This window comes from Streptomyces sp. HNM0645 (genome assembly GCF_030056615.1).
Lineage (GTDB): Bacteria > Actinomycetota > Actinomycetes > Streptomycetales > Streptomycetaceae > Streptomyces > Streptomyces marianii.
This window is the reverse complement of record NZ_JASHLT010000033.1, coordinates 1-20119: the sequence shown is the minus strand read 5'-3', so window position 1 is coordinate 20119 and position 20119 is coordinate 1. Positions and strand designations below refer to the sequence as shown.

Below are 20119 nucleotides of genomic sequence, written 5' to 3'. Positions count from 1 at the left end.
CCGTGCGTCGCGCCGTCCGGGCGTGACGGCCTGCGGCCGGGGGCACTCCTTCGTGTGGGGCCCTCCGCCCGGGGACGCCGCTCCACCGGCGATCACCTCTCCACGGCGATCAGGAAGACCGGGTGGTCGGCGGCGGCCGCCAGGATCTCCTCGTCCGATGACTTGGCGGTCACGCCCTTGAAGTACTGGTTGACCTCCCAGCCCCAGCGCTCCAGGTAGGCGCGAAGGACGGGGAGCTTCTCGGCGGCGTCCATGACCTCGGTGGCGGTGAAAGCACGGACCGTGCGGCCGACGCGTAGCTCTCCGCCGCCCGCCGCGCGCATGTTGCGGACCCACTGGGAGTGGCCGCGGGCCGAGACCAGGTACTGCCGACCGCCGTGGCTGTGCGGATTGACCGGGATGCGCTGCATCCGGCCGCTCTTGCGCCCCCGCACGGAGAGCTCGGCGGACCCGAGCAGGCTGACGCCGTGCCGTGCCAGCCGGCCGACGAGGTTGTTGAAGAGCTGAGCGACCGGTCCGGCCTTGATGTAGTGCGGCGACGACGACATGGCGAAGACCTCCGTGGACGTGACTCCGGCCGGGCACCGGATCCGGGTGAGAGCACTGCTCTCGCTTGAGAGCAGTGTGCACGACGCTCGCCCGTCGATTCAAGAGCAGTGCTCTCGTTGTTGGTCGGTGCTCTCGGTCGTGGCACACTGCTCCCCATGAACAGCGAGCACCGCACTGGCCGGTCGGGCGGCACCGGCCCCGCAGTCCGGGGAGCGAGGGAGCGGGCCCGCGGTGAGATCACCGCGGCCATCAAGGTCGAGGCGCGCAGGCAACTCGCCGCCGACGGCGCCGCGAAACTCTCCCTGCGCGCCGTCGCCCGGGAGCTCGGCATGGTCTCCTCGGCGCTCTACCGCTACTTCCCCAGCCGGGACGAACTGCTCACGGCGCTGATCGTGGACGCGTACGACTCGGTCGGCGCCGCCGCGGAGAAGGCCGCCCGTGCCGACGGGGACCCGCTCACCCGCTGGGTCGCCGTCTGCGTCGCCGTCCGCGCCTGGGCCCTCGGACACCCGCACGAGTACGCGCTGATCTACGGCTCACCCGTACCCGGCTACGCCGCCCCGCAGACCACGGTCGCTCCCGCCTCCCGGGTGGGCCTCGCCCTCGTCGGCATCGCGCGCGACGCACACCTGGGGCCCGGCACCGCGCCGCCCGGACTCCCCGAGGAGATGCGCCCCGAGGCCGGGCGGATGGCGGCGGACCTCGCCCCCGGACTGCCGCCGGAGCTCGTCGCCTCCCTGGTGGCCGCCTGGTCGCAGCTCTTCGGGCTGATCTCCTTCGAGGTGTTCGGGCAGTTCCACCGGATCGTGGAGGACAGGGACGCGTTCTTCGCGCACGCCGCGGCCCGGATCGGCCGGGAGGCGGGGATCGCCCCGTCCGCCGAGAGCCGGGGCTGACCCCGGCTGGTACGGCGCCTCCGGGTTCCTCGTGAAGGACGCCGAGCCCGAGGAACTGCTGCGTGCGCCACGGGCGGTGGTGGCGGGCGACGCCCTGCCGCCGCCGGGCGTGGCGCTTCGGCTCGTCGCCGGGTTCGCGGCCCGCTCCAAGGGTCCCGCCGGGACCGGGGCTGCCGGGGCGCTTTCCGAACTCATCGAGCGGGAACCGCAGGTGATGGCCCGCGTCGGCGTCGGGCTGACCAGCGAGGGATCGCCCGCCGCCCCGTTGCCGCCCGCTCACGGGCCCGGACTCACGTCAGCGGGGCGACGGTGACGCAGGGTGCCCGGGACCGCGCCCGACTCGTCGTCCTCGCCTACGAGTCGGGGCCGGTCCGGCCGGTCCGGCCGGTCCGGCCGGACCGGCCGGGACGCCTGGGCGGATCAGGGTTCACCCGGCCCGGTCCGGTCGGTCCGAGCGGGCCGCACCGGTTGACCGGATCGGCCGGTCCGGCCGGCCTCGCGGGAGAACCGCCGCAGCACCGTCACCACCCGCAGCGGGAAGACCAGCGCCGCCGCCGCCACGGCGGCCGGGATCAGCCCGCGCTCGACGGCGTACGGCATGGTGAACACCAGCTTCGGTCCCGCGATCGCCCCGAACACCACCGCCGCCGCGAAGGCCGCGCTGAGCAGCGCGTAACCGATCTCGACGGTCATCTCGTCCCGCTGTGCCTGTGTGCGTTCCCCCATGCGGGAAGTGTCACAGGGCGTCGGTGAGCGGGCAACTCCCCACACCCGCCGCCCTGGTGGACGCCCCGTCGGGCGTTCGGCCGGCCACCGCGGCGCAGCGGGCGCGAGGTCGATCCGGAGCGACAGCGCGTAGCCGGGCACCAGGACGGGCACTCAGGTGGTCCGTGCTCGCCTCTCGGCCGGCTCTCGGCCCGCACGGTTGATGTCCACGCGTCGCGCCCGCCTCCGCATCGGCACCCCCTCCGCGTCAGCTCGGCTCGCTCCGGCACGGCTCCGCTCGGACGGGCGCCGAGACGGCGAACGGCCGCCGGTTCTCGGCCCGTTCCTCCGCGGCCGTTCCCGCCGGGACCCGGCGGACGGCGTAACCGATCACCGAGGCCGTGGCGGCGAGCGCGGCCACCGTCGTCAGTGCCACCGGCAGCGAGAACCAGTCGGCGAGGAAGCCGATCGCCGGGGGTCCCAGCAGCATGCCGCCGTAGCCCAGGGTGGAGGCGGTGGCCACACCGCCCGGCCCGGCGAGCGCGCCGGCTCGCGCCACCGCGACGGGGAAGATGTTCGCCAGTCCGAGTCCGGTCACGGCGAAGCCCAGCAGGGCCGGCCAGACCGTCGGCGCCAGCGAGCCGAGCAGCATGCCGGCGGCTGCGGTCGCCCCGCCCGCGACCAGTGTCCGGGTCTGGCCGAGCCGCTCCAGCAGCGTCGTGCCGGAGAGTCGTCCCGCCGTCATCGCCAGGGCGAACAGCGAGTATCCGGCAGCCGCCACCCCCGCGTGCGCCCCGAGATCCTGCTCCAGGTGGAGCGCTCCCCAGTCGGCCAGCGCTCCTTCGCCGTACGCGGTGCACAGGGCGATGACGCCGAAGACCGCGACGAGCCGCCGTGTGCGGCGGGAGGGGTGGACCGGGTCGTCCCCGAGGTCGCCGGGGGACGCGGTTCGGCCGGTGCTCTCGTGGACGGCGGGAGAGGGGTGCCGCAGCAGCACCGGTCCGGCCGCGGCGGTGACGGCGAGCCCGGTGACGGTGAGGACGAGCAGGTGCGAGGAGGCCGGAAGGCCCGCGGCCACCAGTCCGCCGAGGCCGGCGCCGATCATGCCGCCCAGGCTGAAGGCCGCGTGGAAGCCGGGCATGACGGGCCTTCGCAGCGCCGCGACCAGGTCCACCGCGACGCTGTTCATGGCCACGTTGATTCCGCCGTAGGCAGCGCCGAACACCAGCAGCACCAGGCCCAGGCCGAGCGCGGAGTGGGTCCGTGCGGGCAGCGCGATGCCGAGCGAGAGGAGGACCGCGGCCGCGACGGTCAGCGGCCGGCTTCCGAAGCGCCGGCACAGGCGCCCGGTGAGCGTCATCGTCACCACGGCCCCGGCGGACACGCCGAGGAGGGCGAGGCCGAGGTCGCTCGCCGACGCGCCGGTCTGCTCCTTGATGGCGGGGATGCGGACGACCCAGCCCGCGAAGAGGAAGCCGTCGAGGGCGAAGAAGACGGTGAGCGCGATCCGGAGCCGGGTGAGGGAGCGGGACGAGGATGGTTTGTTTAGTAGCGGCACAAAGTGAGGATAGGGGCTGCCGCCGCACCCGCACAACCGCGCCGACCGGCGGGGCCCACGGGCGGGGACCGGCTCACTCCGAGCCGGGCCACGCGCGGGGGGCGGCGTACGGAAGCCGCCTCCGTGCTCGCCCGGGGAACCGTCCTCCGGCCGCACGGCGGTGCCCCGACGGAGCGTCCCCCCGTCTGCGGGATCATGGGAGACTTCGCCCATGAACGGCAAGGCGACGAGCACCCGGACGCGGCTGGAGCGAGGCCGCGGCGCCCTCGGCCCCGCACTGGAACTGGTCCACACGGGCCGCGCGCCCACCCGGGCCGTGCTGACCGCCGAGCTGGGCGTCACCAGGGCCACGGCCGGTGCGGTCGCGGCGGAACTCGAGGCGCTCGGTCTCATCCGGGTGGACTCCCGGCCCGGAGCGGCCGCCGGTTCCCAGGGCCGTCCCTCCCACCGTCTCGCCGTGGACGAGAACGGCCCCGTCGCCCTCGCCGCCCAGGTGCACGCCGACGGGTTCCGGGCCGCGCTGGTCGGACTCGGCGGCACGATCGTCGCGACGGCGCCCGGCTGCGTCACGGTCTCCGCCGATCCCGCGCAGGTGCTCGGCGAGGTCGTCGAGGCGGGCGCGGAACTGCTGGAGGAGACCGGCCGCCGCTGCGTGGGCGCCGGGCTCGCCGTGCCCTCCGCCGTCGCCGAGCCCGAGGGCACCGCCCTCAACCCGCTGCACCTCGCCTGGCCGGCGGGCGCTCCGGTCCGCGACATCTTCGCCGACTGCGTGCAGACGGCCGGTATCACGGGACCCGCCTTCACCGGCAACGACGTCAACCTCGCCGCCCTCGCCGAGCACCGGCACGGTGCCGGCCGCGGAGCCCAGCACCTCCTCTGCGTCGCCACCGGGCACCGTGGCGTCGGCGGCGCGCTCGTCCTCGACGGAAGACTGCACACCGGCAGCTCGGGCCTGGCCCTGGAAGTGGGCCACCTCACGGTCAACCCCGAGGGGCGCGCCTGCCATTGCGGCAGCCGCGGCTGTCTCGACGTGGAGGCCGACCCGCTCGCGTTCCTCACGGCGGCCGGTCGCGACCCCGGCCCCGAGGTCTCCCTGCTCCAGCAGGCCAGGGACCTGCTGCGCAGGGAGTACGACGACCCGGCCGTGCGGGCGGCGGCCGAGGAGATCGTCGACCGGCTGGGCCTCGGGCTCGCGGGGCTGGTCAACATCCTCAACCCCGACCGCATCATCCTCGGCGGCCTGCACCGCGAACTGCTCGACGCCGATCCGGAACGCCTGCGGGCCGTGGTCGCCGACCGCAGCCTGTGGGGCCGGAGCGGCAGTGTGCCCATCCTGCCGTGCACCCTCGACCACAACAGCCTGGTGGGCGCGGCGGAACTGGCCTGGCAGCCGGTGCTCGACGATCCGCTGAGCGCGGCGGCGCAGGCGCCTTTCGTGAGCGCCCGCGAACCGTGAGGCCGGTGTGCGGCGTCTGGGAACCCCGGCCGTGGAGTCCGCTCCGAACGCCCGCCGGGCGTTGCGTCCGGGACGTTCGGGACGCCGGAGACCGGCATCGGGGGCGTCCGCGACCCGGTGGTGTCGGGGTGTCCGGGGCATCAGGGGTGTCGGGGCCATCAAGGGTGTCGGGGGCGGCCCTGCCGCCGGCTGTCCCGCTCCGGCGACGGGCCGACGGCCGGGCCTTCGGGCCGACAGCCCGCCGCGCCGCGGGCGGTCGCCGCAGCCACGGCCGACCCGCCTGTGACCCAAGGGAATTCGGATGCGACCCGCGGACCGGTCGCCGTACGGTCCACGGCATGGCCGACGACGAACTCCCGCCCCGCCTGACCCACCTCGCCTTCCACGGGCCGCTGTCCGAGGAGCGCGCCGACCGGCTCGTTGCGCGACTCTCCCGCCGGGAACCGGCCACCGTGCTCGACATCGGCTGCGGCTGGGGCGAGCTGATGCTGCGGCTTCTGGAGGCGGCGCCCGGCGCCAAGGGCGTGGGCATCGACCTGAACGGGGACGACCTGGCCCGCGGACGCCGCAACGCCGCGGGGCGCGGGCTCCTCGAACGCGCCCGGTTCCTCGAGGAGTCCGCCACCGGCACCCCGCACGGGCCGGCCGACGTCGTGCTGTGCGTGGGCTCCGGTCAGGCTCTGCTCGGTCCGGACGGCACCGGTGCCTCCGGGACGCTCCCGGCGACCACCGCCGCGCTCCGCGCGCTGCGTTCACTGGTCACCCCGGGCGGGCGCGTGCTCTTCGGCGAGGGCTTCTGGCAGCGTCTTCCCACTTCGGAGGAACTGGCCGCGATGTGGCCGGGCGCCCGGGCCGACGACCACCTCCTGCTGGCCGAGGTCGCCGAGGCCGCCATCGCGGCCGGATTCCGTGTCGAGGCGATCGAGACCGCGGGCGAATCGGAGTGGGAGGACTTCGAGTCGGGCTATCTTGCCGACGTGGAGGAGTGGCTCGCCCGCCACCCGGAACACCCGCTCGCCGGCGGCACCCGCGAGCGGGTGGACCGTCACCGGGCGAGCTGGCTGCGCGGTTACCGGAACGTGCTGGGCCTTGCCTACCTCACGCTGATCCCGGTCGCCTGACGCGGCGTACCCGTACCCTCCGGGCGGTACGCACACCGCCGCAGGCCGTACGACGACCCGGACGCCCTCCCGGGATGACGCTCGTGTTCGGGACGAGCAGTTCGGGCCGAACGCGAGGGGCGGCCCGGTCTGACGCCCGCACCCCGACCGGCCGCCCCGGGCTTCCGGGAGGGCCGGTCGGGACCCGGCCTGGTCGTCGGCCGGAGCCGTCCCGGAGCGTAGGTTCAGGTCGCCACGGCCGCCCGCACCGGGGCACGTTCCCGCGGCTCGGCCTCGACGACGGGGAAGGGAGTGGCGGCCGCGCCGAACACCGCGGTGACGGCGTACGGCGACGGTGCCGCCGGCGTCGGGAGCGCCGTGGGGAGCGTGAACCAGACGACTTTGCCCGCGTCGCCCTTGGGCAGCACGCCCCAGCTCTCGCTCACGGCCTCGATCAGCGCGAGTCCACGGCCGGTGGTCTCGAGCGGTCCCGCGGACCCGAGCATCGGTATCCGGGGGTCGTGGTCGTGCACCGAAACGGTGAGCCGGTCGAAGAGCAGCTCCATCTCCACGGTGCACAGTTTGTCGGGCTGTGCGTGCCGGTGGACGTTGGTCAGGAGCTCGGTGACGCCGAGAGCCGCCTGGTCGATCAAGCGATCGAGCTGCCAGTAGCGCAATTGCGCCGACACGATTCTGCGGACCTGACCGATCCGCGACGGAAGAGCCTGGAGCTCCACCGTGCAATGCCTGCTTGCCTCGCTGATCACGGCTGCGACTCCCCGAATGAGGTCCGGAAGAAGACGAAGGATCGGATCCAGCAGTTGGCTGCTGCCTGCTGTATGCGCCGGCGGGACGGGGTCACAGTGTCACCGCCGGTGAACCCTGAGTGATGAGTCAAGAGTGAACCCGGCGTGACACCTCCGCAACTCCGCGCACACGCGGCGCAGGTGGGGGATGGTTCGGCGGCTCAGCCCGAGCCGCCTCCGGCCTTGCGGAGCACCTCCAGGAGGCGGCCGGTCAGCGCCTCGTCGCCGAGTTCCCGCCGGGCTCCGTTCAGCGTCAGCCGGTAGCGGGTGCCGTTGACCGTGGCGACCGCGATGTCGCTGCTTCCCGCGAACCAGGGCCTGCCCACCCTGACCGCCTGCACGGGCGCGCTGTCGATGACCCGTCCGTAACTGGTCAGCAGGGCGAGCTGGCCGCCCTCGACCAGGACCTGACCGGCCGTCGTGAGCGAGCGTGGCCACCGCTCGATCCGCACACCCGTAGCGCTGAACTCCGGCTCCGGCATGGCTGCCGTGAACTCCGCATCCGACATGGCCGCCCCCTTCGCGCCCGCTCCTGCACCTCAGTCTGCACAGGCACCCGCACGGGCACCAGAGCGCTTCCCCGCCGCTTCCACAAGCAACCCCTATGGAAGCCCAAAGGTAACGTTTGTGCAGGTGAGGGGCATATCGTGGACAGTGGGAAGCGTTGGCCTGACAGTGAGGAGCGGGGCGCATGACCACCTACGAGGCGATGGCCACCGTCGATGTGGACCGCAGCGATCCCGAGTACCGGGCCTGGCTGAAAGAAGCGGTACGGAAGGTGCAGGCCGATGCCAACCGCTCGGCCGACACCCATCTGCTGCGTTTCCCGCTGCCCGAGTCGTGGGGCATCGATCTCTACCTCAAGGACGAGTCCACCCACCCGACGGGGAGCCTCAAGCACCGGCTGGCACGTTCGCTGTTCCTGTACGGGTTGTGCAACGGCTGGATCCGGCCGGGCAAGCCGGTCATCGAGGCGTCGAGCGGCTCGACCGCCGTCTCCGAGGCCTACTTCGCCAAACTGATCGGCGTGCCCTTCATCGCCGTGATGCCGCGCACCACCAGTGCGGAGAAGTGCCGCCTCATCGAATTCCACGGAGGCCGGTGCCACTTCGTGGACGACTCGCGGAAGATGTACGAGGAGTCCGCGACCCTCGCCGCCCGGACCGGCGGTCACTACATGGACCAGTTCACCTACGCCGAGCGGGCGACCGACTGGCGCGGCAACAACAACATCGCCGAATCGATCTACCAGCAGCTGAGGTTGGAGCGCTACCCGGAGCCCGCTTGGATCGTGGCCACCGCCGGTACCGGCGGCACCTCGGCGACCATCGCCCGCTACGTCCACTACATGCAGTACGACACCAGGGTCTGCGTCCCCGACCCGGAGAACTCCTGCTTCTTCGACGGCTGGACCCGAGGTGACGCGCTGGCCACGAGCGACTGCGGATCACGCATCGAGGGCATCGGGCGGCCCCGCATGGAGCCGAGCTTCGTGCCCGGAGCCGTCGACCGGATGATGAAGGTGCCCGACGCGGCGACCGTCGCTGCCGTGCGGGCCCTTGAGAAGGTCATCGGCCGCAAGGCCGGCGGCTCCACCGGCACGGGACTGTGGAGCGCGCTGAAGATCGTCGCGGAGATGGTGGCGGCGGGCGAGCAGGGGAGTGTCGTGACCCTGATCTGCGATCCTGGCGACCGCTACCTGGACAAGTACTACTCCGACGACTGGCTGGCTGGGCAGGGGCTCGACATCGCCCCCTACACCGCCGCCATCGAGGAGTTCCTGCACACGGGGGTCTGGCCCGGCTGACCACCCCCGGACACGGCCGACTCCGGCCCGGCCGATGGGGCCCGGACGGCGGGGGCGTTCGCCGGACCGCGGCCCGGCATGTCCGCGGAACACCGGCGTGACGACGCGAACGCCGGCTCCGTGGGCCCGACGGGTACGGGTGGGACCGTCCCCGCCGCCGCGCTGTCTCCCGCACCGCTCCCGGCGTCAGCCGGTTACGCAGGGGGCGAGGTGAGCCGCCGGTCCAGGTTGCGTACCGCATCACGGAAGGCGCGGCCCACCGCCGGCTTTGCGAGCCCCATCAGGAGCCGCAGCGGAGCGGCGCCGTCGACCGCCATCGTCCACCGCACCCTGGTTCCGGATCCCGCGGGAGCCAGCCGCCACTCCTCGAGCATCGCCCGCATGCCCGGGGCGTTGGTCTCGTCGATGCGGTACGCGTAGCGCTCACCGGGCTCCGTGCTCATGATCGTCTCTCGGAAGCGCGTACCGCCGCGCAGCCGCACCTCCCGGCCCCGGCCGTCCTGGGTCGGCCGGGCGGACGTGACGGCCGTGAACCAGCCGGGCCAGTCCTCGACGTCCTCCGCGAGCGCGCGGTACACGTCATGAGGGTCGGCCCGCAACTCCTCCGTGAAGACCAGCCGGACGGGTGCGGACTCGGCGAAGTCCAGCTCCACGGACCTGAGTCGGTGAACCATGAACCGTACCTCCGGGGACTGCAGGGCAGGAGCGGTCGCAGGGGGCGAGGACGAGGGGGCCGGGTGGTCAGGGGAGACGGACGCGGGCGAGCGACGGACGGGAGACCGTGGACCGCAGAGGGGAACCGGGCGACCCGCCCGGCGGGTGGGGCCCGCACACGATAGCCGACGACCCGTCGACGGTCACTCCCGCGGTTGCGGACCACGGCCCAGCAGACCGTCCACCGCGCGGCCGAAGACCCGCCGCCCCGCCCGCGCCACAAGCGGGCCCGCCGCAGCCGGCAGCCCCCGCACCCGCAGCTCCTCCGTCCAGGTCACCACCGATCCGGCCGGGGACTCCCGCACCTCGATCTCCGCCCAGCCCAGCACGACCCGGCCGCGCTTCTCCAGCCGGCAGTGCCCGGGCCGCCCGGCCGCCGGCGGCTCCCAGCGCACGATCTCCATGGGATCGTCGAAGTGCGCCCGGCCCACGCCCGTACGGGCCACGAACAGGGTGCCCTCGCCGCTCGGGCCTTCCGTCGCCACGGAGATCCGGGTCAGGGGCACCTGTGCGGCATGTGCCGGCCAGTCGGTGAGCCGCCGCCATGCCTCCCCGGCCTGCAGCGGCGTCGCCCGCACTACCCGGAAGACGGTCATTCCGGCTGCTCCGGCTGCTCCGGCGGCTCGGCGGGACCACCGGCGACCACCAGGTTCGGCAGGTGCTCGGTGATCTCCTCGCGTGCCCTCTCCGGCAGCCCCGAGTCCGTGACCAGCGTGTCCACCTCGTCCAGCCGGGCGAACGAACTCAGTCCGACCGTGCCCCACTTGGTGTGGTCCGCGACGACCACCACCCGGCGGGCCGAGCGGACCAGCCGGCGGTTGGTCTCGGCCTCCGCCAGACTGGGCGCCGACAGCCCGGCCTCCACCGAGATGCCGTGGACTCCCAGGAACAGCACGTCGAAGTGGAGGGAGCGGATCGCCTGATCGGCGACCGGACCCACCAGCGAGTCCGAAGGAGTGCGTACCCCTCCCGTGAGGACCACCGTGGGGGCGCCCGGAGGCCGCCCGGAGGCACCGCCCGGCCGCTGGACCGTGTGGAGCACGTCGGCCACCCGCACCGAGTTGGTCACCACCGTCAGATCGGCGACGTCGAGGAGGCGGTGGGCCAGCGCGTACGTCGTCGTGCCGCCCGAGAGGGCGATGGCGCTCCCCGGGACGACCATCGCCGCCGCGGCACGGGCGATGTCCTCCTTGGCACCGGGCTCCAAGGACGACTTGGCCTCGAAACCGGGCTCGTGCGTGCTCGCCGCGACGACCGGCACCGCGCCCCCGTGCACCTTCTCCAGGGCGCCCTGCCGGGCGAGGGCGTCGAGGTCGCGGCGCACGGTCATGTCGGAGACCTTCAGCCGGCGGGTGAGTTCGTTGACCCGCACACCGCCGCGCCGCCGTACCTCGTCGAGGATGAGAGCACGACGCTGCTCCGCCAGGAAGTTCTGATTGTCGCTCACCGCCGTGGCCGGTCCTTCCGTTTCGCGGTCGGGTTCGCTGTCGGGCCCGCTGCCCATCCGTCCGCCGTTCACCGAGGAACCTCATCCTCCCACGGTGGCTTCGCCGCCGGTGGCGGGAAGATTCGGTGGAAGGGCATGCGGCGCTGCCACGTGTTCCGGGATTCTGGTCGCGCCGCAGACACTCCCACCGCCGTGATCCCGCCGGCAGAGAGCGAGCCGCAGAAGTGTCCCCTGCCACACCGGACCCCGCGCCGCAGGCCGGCGGAGCCGCACTGGAACTGCTGGTCCACGGCGTCGGCGGAGCCACTCCGCAGGACATGCTCGGCGATCCCCGCACGGTCCGGGTCACCGGCGACGCCACGGCCGCCGTGTACCGGCGTACCGACGACTCCGACGCCGAGCACCGCCACGACCGCGATCGCGACGGGCCGGTCCCGGAGGCGTACTGCTGGTCCAATCTCACCTCCGGCAACGGGGCCAGGGCCCTGTGGCTGCTCCTCCTGCCGTTCATGGTCGTCAACCTGGCCCACTGGATGCGGCCCGCCACCACGGGCAGAGCCCGGACCTTACGGCTGTACGGGATGCTCGTCCGGCTTGTCGCCCTCAGCCTGACGGTGCTGTTCACCGCTGCGGCCTGCGAGGTCGCCCTCGACCTGACGGCATGGCAGTGCGCCGGCTCCGCCCGCTGCTCCCGGAACGGTTCCTGGATCGGCTTCCTCTCCGCCTCCCACGACGGCTGGTGGTCCCAGCCCGGCCGCCGGCTCTCCCTCGCCGCCCTGCTGCCGGCGGCCCTGGTGGGCCTGCTCTGGTACCTGTCCAACCGCACCTGGAGCGCCTACGAGGCCCAGCGTCCGCCGAACGCCACCACCACCACGCCCCCCGCTGCCGCCGCTCGCCCGCAGAGCGAGGACTCCGAGGCAACGGCGGGCGGTCACGACGCCTCCGGCCCCCGGGCCGGCCGGGTCCGTCTGAGCCCCGGCGACGGAGACGGCTCCCTCGGGACCGGGAGCAGCGCGACCCCTGCCCTCACCGCGCAGACCGACCGACCCGCACTGGGCCGGCCGGGGTTCTGGTACGGCCGTCGGCTGGTCGGCCGGCTGCGCGCGGCGCACACCGCCGCCGGGTTCCTGGTCATCGCCGCAGCCGTGACCGGCGCCGCCGCGCGCCACGACCGCAGCGCGGGCGTCCGCGCCCTGGAACTCTCCGGCTCGGTCCTCGAGGCGGTACTGGTCCTCGCCGGTGTCTTCGTCGTCGCCGTCGTCGTCCGCCGCGGACGCAGCGAGGAGGTCGTCGACAACCGGATCGACCGCGCCGTCGTCCGCTGGCTGCCCTGCGTCACCCTCGTCCTGCTCGCCGTCGCGATGGTGTACGGGTCCTGGTCCCGCCCCGGCTGGGCGTCCCAGGGCACGCTCCCCGGCGAGGTCGCCTTCCGCGTCATCGCCCTCGCCCAGGGGGCGCTCGTCGTCACGCTCGCCGTCGCCGCGCACCTGCTGCACCGCCGCGCCCGGCAAGGCCGCGCCGCCCTGTGGGGTCTCGGTGGTCCCGCGGTCGCCCTGCTCGCCTGCGCGCTCGGCGGCGTGATGACCGGCGGCGTCGCCCAGCGGGTCGCCGACTGGCTCGACGGGTCGGGCACCCCCGGGGAGGGGGAGGGGGCGATCCCGGGGCCGCCGGTGCTGTTGAGCTGGCAGGCGTCCGTCATCCCCGTCCTGCTGCTCCTGCTGCTGGTGCCGCTCTGCGTCCTCGGCGTACGGACCTGGCGGACGGCGCGGGCCCTCGAGGACCGCGTCGAACAGGAATATCCGGACGAGCGGCCCGACCACGTGCGCACCCGCCGGATCGCGGGCACCCGCGCCCGGGCGGGTCTCACCGACGCCGCGCCCGCGGTGCTCGGCATCGTGTGCTTCGCGACGCTGCTGCTCGGCGCGGGCGCCGTCGCCGGGGCGTGGGTCAGCGCGGAGGTGCCGGGCGAAGCCTTCGACCGGGCACACCCGGCCGTCGAGGCAGCGGCCGACGTCGCGCAGGCCCTCGGCTCCTGGCTGATCGGACTGGGCTTCATCCTCTTCGTCACCTGGGGTCGGCGTGCCTACCGGGACGCCTCCGCCCGCCGCACCATCGGCATCCTCTGGGACGTCGGCACGTTCTGGCCGCGCGCCGCCCACCCCTTCGCGCCGCCGTGCTACGCCGAGCGGGCCGTTCCCGACCTCACCTGGCGTATGGCGTCGTGGACGTCGGCCACCGGGGGACGGCTCGTGATCTCCGGCCATTCGCAGGGCAGTGTGCTGGCCGCCGCCGCGGTCTGGCAGCTGACCCCGGCCACCCGCCGGCGCGTCGCCCTGCTCACCTACGGCTCACCGCTGGAGCGGCTCTACGGCCGCTGGTTCCCCGCCTACTTCGGTGCCGTGCAGCTGCGCGGGCTGCACCGGGAACTGCACTGCTGGCGGAACCTGTGGCGACACACCGACCCGATCGGCGGCCCGGTCCGGCTCCCCGCCGAGGACGGCAAGCCCGAGGTCGACCGGGAAGCACTCAAGGACCCCGTGGTGTACGGGCGCACGGACACCCATCCCCTGCCGGAGCCCGTTCTCGGGCACTCCGACTACCAGGCCGACCCGGCGTTCGCCGAGGAACGCCGGGCACTGCTGGAACGGCTGCCGCCCGCCCTGCCCCGCCAGCGCGACGAGTCCGCCCCGGCTCAGGGCAGTTCGGGCAGGTCCTCGGGGTAGAGCAGCGACAGGTCGTCCGTGCTGGGCTCGGTGAGCTCGGTGAGCTCGGCGACCCGGCCCGCGTGCCGTTCGACCATCGACTCGAAGGTCTGGCGCGCGGTCCGTCCGTTACCGAACGCCGGGCCCTTCGGCAGTGCCGTGAAGTACTTCTGCAGGGCCTCGGCCGTGCCCTCGGCCAGCCGGTACTCGTGCTCCTCGGCCTGCTGCTCCACGATGCGCAGCAGCTCGCCGGGGACGTAGTCGCTGAAGGTGATGGTCCGTGAGAAGCGGGACGCCACGCCGGGGTTGACCGAGAGGAACCGCTCCATCTCGGCGGTGTACCCGGCGACGATCACGACCACGGCGTCCCGGTGGTCCTCCATCAGCTTCACCAGCGTGTCGATGGCCTCCCGGCCGAAGTCCCGGCCGGAGTCCTCCGGTGAGAGGGCGTACGCCTCGTCGATGAACAGCACTCCGCCGCGGGCCCGTTCGAAGGCCTCCTGGGTGCGGATGGCGGTGGATCCGATGTGCTCGCCGACCAGGTCGACCCGGGACACCTCGACGAGATGGCCGCGCTCCAGCACCCCGAGGGACGCCAGGATCTCGCCGTACAGCCGCGCCACGGTCGTCTTGCCGGTGCCGGGGGAGCCGGTGAAGACCAGATGGCGGCGGACCGACGCGGCCTTGAGGCCCGCCTCCTTGCGGCGCCGGCCCACCTCGATCATGTTCGTCAGCGTCCGTACCTCGCGCTTGACGCTCTCCAGGCCGACCAGGGCGTCCAGTTCACCGAGTACGGCGTCGGACGTCCTGGCCGCCGTCGCTGGCGCGGGCGCGGGCGCCGGGGCGGCGGCGGGCTCGGGCTCGGCGGTCCGCTGGCCGGGGATCATGGGCAGCAGCCCGGGGGACTGGGCGACGGTGGCCACCGCCGGGGCCGTCGCGGGCGGCGCCGAGCGCACACCGCTCTCGTCGCTGGTGCAGTCCTCCACGGCCGTCCCGTCCTCGGGGTACTCGTAACCGCCGCGTGCGCACCGCTCCGTGCGGCAACGGGTCAGGGTCGTACGGCAGCCGTCCATCACATGGAAGCCGTAACCTCCACTGCCCGAGACCCGGCAGCCGAGGAAGGTGCCGCGGCCCTCGGCGGAGACGTAGAACCCGGCCTCGGCCGGCGAGGTGACGGTGCACCGTTCGATCGACGGGTCCGCGCCCTTGGTGACGATGACACCCGTCTGGGCGCCGTCGATGGCGCAGTTGCTGAGCGTGCCGCCGCTGCCGTGGTCCCGGAACCAGGCGCCCGTGGAGGCCTCCCGGATCCGGCAGTCGTCGAGCTGGGCCGTGGCACCGTCGCTGACGGACACGGCCGTGTTCCGCACCTGGGTCAGATCGCTGTCGACCACATCGGCACGCGAGCCCCGGTCCAGGACGAACAGGGCGTCCGGAACGTCGTGCACACGGCAGGACTCGAGGACCGCGGTCGCGCCGTCGCTGACCCATACCGCGGGGTAGTCGCCCGTGCTGTCGTGGATCTCGCACTGGTTGGCGTCGACGCGTGTCCCCGGGTCCCACACCGAGAGGCCGTTGCGGCCGAACCGCCGCACGGTGGAGCGGGTGAGCGTGAGCACCGAACGCGACCGGAGGTCCACCGCGTTCTCCGGTACGTCGTGGATGTCGCAGTCGGCGAGGGTGAGCACCGCGTCGGTGTCGAGCGTGATGCCGTCGGAGGAGGTGCGGTGCACCCGCGAGTCCGTCAGATGGGCCGTCGCCCGTGACGCGACCTGCATGCCCGCGCCCTTGATCTCGTACACCTCGCAGCCGAGCGCCTCCAGAGAGCTGCCCTCGCCGGTCACGCTCAGCCCGGTGCCGGAGGCGTGGTGCACCCGGCAGCGCTCCAGCCGCGGGTGCGCGCCGCCGCGTACCGACACCCCGGACTGCCCGGCGGCGACGACCTCGCACTCCTCGAACACCCCGCCCGCGCCGTCCAGTACGCCGATCCCCACGCCGGCCGGATTGTCCACCGTGCACCTCCGGACCGTCGGCCGGGCCGCCCCGCGGACCTCGATGCCCGCAGCCGAGCGCGTCACGATCCGCAGATCCGTCAGTTCGGGAGTGCCGTCCTCGACGAGCAGCGCCGGCGCGGTGGCGTCCTGCCCCTCGACGTGCAGGTCCTGTACGGTCGCCGAGGCGCTCACCGTCAGCGGCACCCCGTCGGAGGGGGCGATGCGCACCGAGCCCGCCGATCCGTCCGTCCCGCGCAGGGTCACTGCACGCCGGAGTACGAGGTTCTCCCGGTACGTACCGGGAGAGACGGTGAGGACGTCGCCGTCGGCCGCCGCCTCCAGGGCTGCGGCGAGGGAGGCGTACTCACCCGTGCGGCGCCGCCACCGCGATGTGCCGGTGTGCGTCACCTGGACCGTGCCCTGTGCCATGGTGCTGCTCTGCCCCCACCTCGTGCGTCGGTCGCGCCCGTGCCGCGCGTCGCACCACCGTAGCGTGCGTGGGAAGCGGGGGTTGACCGCTCAGCTGCCCGCGCCCGTGCGGCCCCAGTCGGGACCGGCTTTCACCCACTCGCGGTCGAGCGCCTCGTACCGCCGCTGCACCAGTCCCCGTACGATCAGCCGCCGGACGGCCTCCACCAGTCCCGCCGCCGCTGCGGCGGCACCGGTGCCCGCCAGCACGGAGTGGGCCCGTGCGGTGTCCGGGTCCATCGGGCGGGCCACCGGGGCGCCCCGCCGGTCCGTCCAGATCGGGAAGGTGTCGCCGGGACCGGCCGTGGGGACGGCGGTGGTCACCCTGCCGCTGCGCCGGGTGCCGTCCGGCGCCGTCCACTCGGCGACCACCGGCCTGCGTATCCGTTGGTCCACCGCCGAGTCCGGATCGGCCGCGGTGCGCCCGGGCGAGGGCGGGGCGTGCAGTACCCGGGCGATCGCGGGACGGCGCTCCGCGGCCTGCGCCCGCACCGACTCCTGCATCGCCTCGTCGGCGAGCCCGCCGAGACCCCACCCGGCGGCGGGCACGGCGAGGACGAGCAGCACAGCGGCGGCGCACGCCACCCACGCCTCGACCAGATCGGTCGTGCGGCGCAGCGGATTGTGCCGCCAGCGCCAGAGACCCGAGACCGCTCGCACCGTTCCGCACCCCCTCAGGCGTCCGTCGTAGCCGCCCGGGGAGCGGCTCGTGCGCGTCTTGGTCGAAAAGAGAGCAATCACACGTCCTCGCTCCCCCAACGGGCGTGCCTCTGCGGCGGGTTCCCCCGGAAAGGGCGATTGACACGGGTTCGGCCGGGGCGGTCGGGCGAGGACGTGCACGCGGGTTCGGCGGGGCGGATCAGGCGAGGACGCGCACCGGGTCGCCGACGCGGACGGTGCCGGTGTGCTCGGGCACCAGGTTCTGACCGAAGACCAGCCGGTCCCCGAAGCGGCGGTGCCGGGCGAGGGTGCGCAGCGGTTCCTTGCCGCGCTCGGCCGTGGCCTGGTCGGTTGTCGTCACGACACAGCGGCCGCACGGCTTGGCCACCCGGAAGGACACCTCGCCGACCGTGATCCGCCGCCAGTGGTCCTCGGCCCACGGGGCCGTGCCGTCCACGACGAGATTGGGACGGAAGCGGTTCACGGGCAACGGGCCCTCGTCCGGGTGGTCGCCCTGGGCGATCAGCGAGTTGAGCGCGTCGAGCGAGGTGACGGAGACGAGAAGGAGCGGGAAGCCGTCGGCGAAGGACACCGTCTCGCCCGGCAGCGCGTAGTCCGGGTCGATCGGGCGGCGGTACGCGGGGTCGTCGAGGTACACCAGCCGGACGGGTGCGCCCAGGTACGCGCTGAACCACCGGTCGGAGGCGGCGCCCGCCGGCACCGCCTCCACCTTCTCCCCGAACAGCTCCACGGTGGCGGCGTCGGACGGCTCGGGCACCGCCACGGTCAGCGGTGCGGCACCCGGTGCGGTCAGCCGGACGGCACCGTCAGGCAAGGGCGCGGCGGCGGCCAACGCCAGGCGCGGCTGCTGGCGTTGGGTGACCATCCGGTCCGCCGCGTCGACGAGCATCCACCGCCGGTCGCCCGCGAGCCCCCAGGGCTCCACGGCGGCCTCGGCCGTCACGTGTCCGGCGACGGACTTGACCGGATGGACATGGAGGGAGCGGAGTGCGGGGGTCGCCATACGGCCATCCTGCCAGGTGCTCCTCACCTGCCGCCGGTCACGTCGGCCGGACCGGCGTCAGTAGCCACCGCCCTGGTACGGCCGGTTGTACGGATCGTCGTACGGTGCGGGCGTGGGCATCGGCCGCGGTGCCGCGGCCGGTCGCATCGCCTCGTACCCGCCCGCCATCGGGCGGGCCATCGGCTGCGGCTGGCCGCCCGGGTAGCCGCGCGGACCGGCGGGCTGCTGGGGGATGTACGGAGCCGCCGTCTGCTGCAGCGGGACCGGCTGCGGCACGGGCTGGGGGTAGCCGTAGGCCGGACCGGGCTGGGAGGGGGCCGCCGGAAGGGCGGGGAGGGCCGCGGGCAGCGCCGGCAGGTAGCTGTTGCCGGTGTCGTACGCGGAAGGCACTCGGATCGGCGCGATCTGAGGCGTGCCCCGCTCAGCGACCAGGGAGTCGTAGATCGGGGTGTCGGGGAACGACGGCGCGGAGTAGTAACCGCCACCGTAGGTGGAGCGGGGGGAGGTCATGGCACATAAGTTAAGCCCACGATGTGCTGGTTGGGGAGCCCGATAAGAGGGTTGTTTGACGTGTTACTTGTGACTGGGATTCCCCAATCAGAGCGAACCCGGGAAAAAACGGTCATCCCGAAGCCTCCAGATCGTGTAAAGGACAAGCTGGGAGGGGGTTACCCACGGGTCGTGGGGGCTGTGCGGGCGGCGCCGCGGCTACCGTGTCCGCACACACTTCTCCGGGCACGAGGACCACGATGGGGGCGAGGATGTCCATGCTCAAAGGAGCCAATGTTCCGGTACCCGCGCTGAACGTTCGGGTCGAGTTGGGCTGGAGTTCGGGAACGGGGGGCCCGGACGTGGACGCGTCCGCGCTGCTGCTCGACTCCGGATCGGGAAAGGTCCGCTCCGACGCGGACTTCGTCTTCTACAACCAGCCGACCCACGCCTCGGGCGCGGTGCGCCACGAGGGCAAGCACGCCGCCGGCGGTGCCACGACCGACCGGCTCGCGGTCGACCTGGGGCGCGTCGAGCCCGCCGTCGGGCGGATCGTGCTCGCCGCCTCCGCCGACGGAGGCAGCTTCGGACAGGTGCCGGGACTGTACGTACGGGTCGTGGACGCCGCGGCGGGCACCGAGATCGCGCGCTACGAGAGCCAGGACGCGACGGTCGAGACGGCCTTCATCCTCGGCGAGCTCTACCGGCGCCAGGGCGCCTGGAAGTTCCGGGCCGTGGGGCAGGGGTACGACAGCGGACTGGAGGGCCTCGCGACCGACTTCGGCATCACCGTCGACGAACCCCGGCAGGCGGCTCCCCCGGCTCCGCCCGTGGCACCGCGGACGCCGGCGACCCCGGTGGCGCCTCCCGCGCCGGTGGCACCGTCGCACACCCCGGCAGCCGTCGCCGCGCCGCCGCCCGCGCCCCCCACCGCGCCCGTACGCCTCACCAAGGTCACACTGACCAAGGAGTCGCCGACCGTCTCGCTCAGCAAGCAGGGCGGCACCTCCGGCGTCATGCGGGTCAACCTCAACTGGGAGGTGCGCAAGCAGTTCACGGGCTGGGGCGCCAAGCTCGGCCGGGCCGTGGCCATGCACGCCGATCTCGACCTCGACCTGTGCGCGCTCTTCGAACTCTCCGACGGCCGCAAGGGAGTGGTCCAGGCCCTCGGCAACGCGTTCGGCGCCCTCCACCAGCCCCCGTACATCCACCTCGACGGCGACGACCGCACCGGCGCGGTGGCCGCCGGCGAGAACCTCACCATCAACCTCGACCACCGGGACAAGCTCCGTCGCGTGGTCATCTTCGTCACCGTCTACGAGGGCGCGCGCAGCTTCGCCGATCTGCACGCCACCGTCACCCTCCAGCCGCAGCACGGCGCCCCCGTCGACTTCTCGCTCGACGAGTGCACCGTCCCGTCCACCGTCTGCGCCCTCGCCCTGATCACCAACCAGGGCGGCGACCTCGTCGTCCAGCGGGAGGCCCGCTACCTGGTGCCGGAACGCGGAGTGAGCCCCCAACGCACCATCGATTACGCCTACGGCTGGGGCATGAACTGGACACCGGGCAGGAAGTGACCTGAGCTTGGCGTTTAACCGCGCGGGTCACCCGACCTGCTGATCTGCGGTTCTTTCCGGGACAGCGGAGGCGGCCGTTCTTCACGCTTCGAGGTGTCGAGCAACGAAGCATCGAGGAACGGCCGCTGTGTATGAGTGTCCCTGCCGGAGCGTCCGAGGGCGAGGCG

18 protein-coding genes and 1 pseudogene are annotated in these 20119 nt (G+C 73.6%); 7 read left to right on the top strand and 12 right to left on the bottom strand.

Going from position 1 to position 20119, the window contains the following annotated elements; all coding sequences use genetic code 11:
* Nucleotides 1–92: 92 nt before the first annotated feature.
* Nucleotides 93–548: a nitroreductase family deazaflavin-dependent oxidoreductase gene (locus tag QMZ92_RS22410; protein WP_283299198.1), complete on the bottom strand. Its 456-nt coding sequence runs from the start codon at nucleotides 546–548 to the stop codon at nucleotides 93–95.
* A gap of 156 nt (nucleotides 549–704) precedes the next feature.
* Between QMZ92_RS22410 and QMZ92_RS22405 the strand changes: the two genes are divergently transcribed.
* The gene (locus QMZ92_RS22405; protein ID WP_283299197.1) at nucleotides 705–1445 is read left to right on the top strand and encodes a TetR/AcrR family transcriptional regulator; all 741 of its coding nucleotides are present in this window, start codon (nucleotides 705–707) and stop codon (nucleotides 1443–1445) included.
* Between the two features lie 13 nt (nucleotides 1446–1458).
* Nucleotides 1459–1823, top strand: a pseudogene (locus tag QMZ92_RS22400) (transcriptional regulator); the annotation flags it as partial.
* 42 nt (nucleotides 1824–1865) lie between these two features.
* Here the strand turns inward: QMZ92_RS22400 and QMZ92_RS22395 are convergent.
* Both QMZ92_RS22395 and QMZ92_RS22390 read right to left on the bottom strand, forming a co-directional pair.
* Nucleotides 1866–2171 (bottom strand): DUF6332 family protein, encoded by a 306-nt coding sequence (locus QMZ92_RS22395; protein WP_283299196.1) that lies wholly within the window; start codon nucleotides 2169–2171, stop codon nucleotides 1866–1868.
* 247 nt (nucleotides 2172–2418) lie between these two features.
* A complete protein-coding gene (locus tag QMZ92_RS22390) occupies nucleotides 2419–3708 on the bottom strand; it encodes an MFS transporter (RefSeq protein WP_283299195.1) in 1290 nt (429 codons plus the stop codon).
* A 211-nt stretch (nucleotides 3709–3919) separates the two neighbouring features.
* On the opposite strand from QMZ92_RS22390, the gene QMZ92_RS22385 reads away from it, so the two are divergent.
* Both QMZ92_RS22385 and QMZ92_RS22380 read left to right on the top strand, forming a co-directional pair.
* Nucleotides 3920–5164 carry an ROK family protein gene (locus QMZ92_RS22385; RefSeq protein WP_283299193.1) on the top strand — a complete coding sequence of 415 codons (1245 nt, stop codon included), beginning with the start codon at nucleotides 3920–3922 and terminating at the stop codon, nucleotides 5162–5164.
* Nucleotides 5165–5502: 338 nt separating this feature from the next.
* The gene (locus QMZ92_RS22380; protein WP_283299192.1) at nucleotides 5503–6285 is read left to right on the top strand and encodes an SAM-dependent methyltransferase; all 783 of its coding nucleotides are present in this window, start codon (nucleotides 5503–5505) and stop codon (nucleotides 6283–6285) included.
* 224 nt (nucleotides 6286–6509) lie between these two features.
* Here the strand turns inward: QMZ92_RS22380 and QMZ92_RS22375 are convergent, their stop codons facing one another.
* Both QMZ92_RS22375 and QMZ92_RS22370 read right to left on the bottom strand, forming a co-directional pair.
* Entirely contained in the window at nucleotides 6510–7031 is a 522-nt protein-coding gene (locus QMZ92_RS22375; protein WP_283299191.1) for an ATP-binding protein, read from the bottom strand.
* Between the two features lie 200 nt (nucleotides 7032–7231).
* Complete coding sequence (locus tag QMZ92_RS22370) at nucleotides 7232–7579, bottom strand: hypothetical protein (RefSeq protein ID WP_283299190.1); 348 nt, start codon at nucleotides 7577–7579, stop codon at nucleotides 7232–7234.
* Between the two features lie 182 nt (nucleotides 7580–7761).
* Between QMZ92_RS22370 and cds1 the strand changes: the two genes are divergently transcribed.
* The gene (gene cds1 / locus QMZ92_RS22365; RefSeq protein ID WP_283299189.1) at nucleotides 7762–8877 is read left to right on the top strand and encodes an L-cysteine desulfhydrase Cds1; all 1116 of its coding nucleotides are present in this window, start codon (nucleotides 7762–7764) and stop codon (nucleotides 8875–8877) included.
* A gap of 194 nt (nucleotides 8878–9071) precedes the next feature.
* Here cds1 and QMZ92_RS22360 read toward each other — a convergent pair whose 3' ends face one another.
* The 3 genes from QMZ92_RS22360 to QMZ92_RS22350 all read right to left on the bottom strand — a co-directional run bounded on the left by QMZ92_RS22360 (nucleotide 9072) and on the right by QMZ92_RS22350 (nucleotide 11038).
* Nucleotides 9072–9551 carry an SRPBCC family protein gene (locus tag QMZ92_RS22360; RefSeq protein WP_283299188.1) on the bottom strand — a complete coding sequence of 160 codons (480 nt, stop codon included), beginning with the start codon at nucleotides 9549–9551 and terminating at the stop codon, nucleotides 9072–9074.
* A 183-nt stretch (nucleotides 9552–9734) separates the two neighbouring features.
* Nucleotides 9735–10187, bottom strand: a complete 453-nt coding sequence (locus tag QMZ92_RS22355; protein ID WP_283299187.1) for an SRPBCC family protein — start codon at nucleotides 10185–10187, stop codon at nucleotides 9735–9737.
* Complete coding sequence (locus tag QMZ92_RS22350) at nucleotides 10184–11038, bottom strand: DeoR/GlpR family DNA-binding transcription regulator (RefSeq protein ID WP_283299186.1); 855 nt, start codon at nucleotides 11036–11038, stop codon at nucleotides 10184–10186. Before QMZ92_RS22350 ends, QMZ92_RS22355 begins: the two co-directional genes overlap by 4 nt.
* Before the next feature lie 224 nt (nucleotides 11039–11262).
* Here QMZ92_RS22350 and QMZ92_RS22345 point away from each other — a divergent pair, with 224 nt between their 5' ends.
* Nucleotides 11263–13761, top strand: coding sequence for a hypothetical protein (locus tag QMZ92_RS22345; protein ID WP_283299185.1), 2499 nt, complete (start codon nucleotides 11263–11265; stop codon nucleotides 13759–13761).
* Here QMZ92_RS22345 and QMZ92_RS22340 read toward each other — a convergent pair.
* The 4 genes from QMZ92_RS22340 to QMZ92_RS22325 form a co-directional block, all read right to left on the bottom strand.
* Nucleotides 13731–16163 carry a right-handed parallel beta-helix repeat-containing protein gene (locus QMZ92_RS22340; protein WP_283299182.1) on the bottom strand — a complete coding sequence of 811 codons (2433 nt, stop codon included), beginning with the start codon at nucleotides 16161–16163 and terminating at the stop codon, nucleotides 13731–13733. The genes QMZ92_RS22345 and QMZ92_RS22340 overlap by 31 nt on opposite strands.
* Nucleotides 16164–16253: 90 nt before the next feature.
* Entirely contained in the window at nucleotides 16254–16943 is a 690-nt protein-coding gene (locus tag QMZ92_RS22335) for an Rv1733c family protein (protein WP_349307750.1), read from the bottom strand.
* Between the two features lie 118 nt (nucleotides 16944–17061).
* Nucleotides 17062–17886, bottom strand: coding sequence for an MOSC domain-containing protein (locus tag QMZ92_RS22330; RefSeq protein ID WP_283299181.1), 825 nt, complete (start codon nucleotides 17884–17886; stop codon nucleotides 17062–17064).
* 57 nt (nucleotides 17887–17943) lie between these two features.
* A complete protein-coding gene (locus QMZ92_RS22325; protein WP_283299180.1) occupies nucleotides 17944–18396 on the bottom strand; it encodes a DUF6643 family protein in 453 nt (150 codons plus the stop codon).
* Between the two features lie 251 nt (nucleotides 18397–18647).
* On the opposite strand from QMZ92_RS22325, the gene QMZ92_RS22320 reads away from it, so the two are divergent.
* Complete coding sequence (locus QMZ92_RS22320) at nucleotides 18648–19952, top strand: TerD family protein (RefSeq protein WP_502962111.1); 1305 nt, start codon at nucleotides 18648–18650, stop codon at nucleotides 19950–19952.
* The last annotated feature ends 167 nt before the right edge of the window (nucleotides 19953–20119 follow it).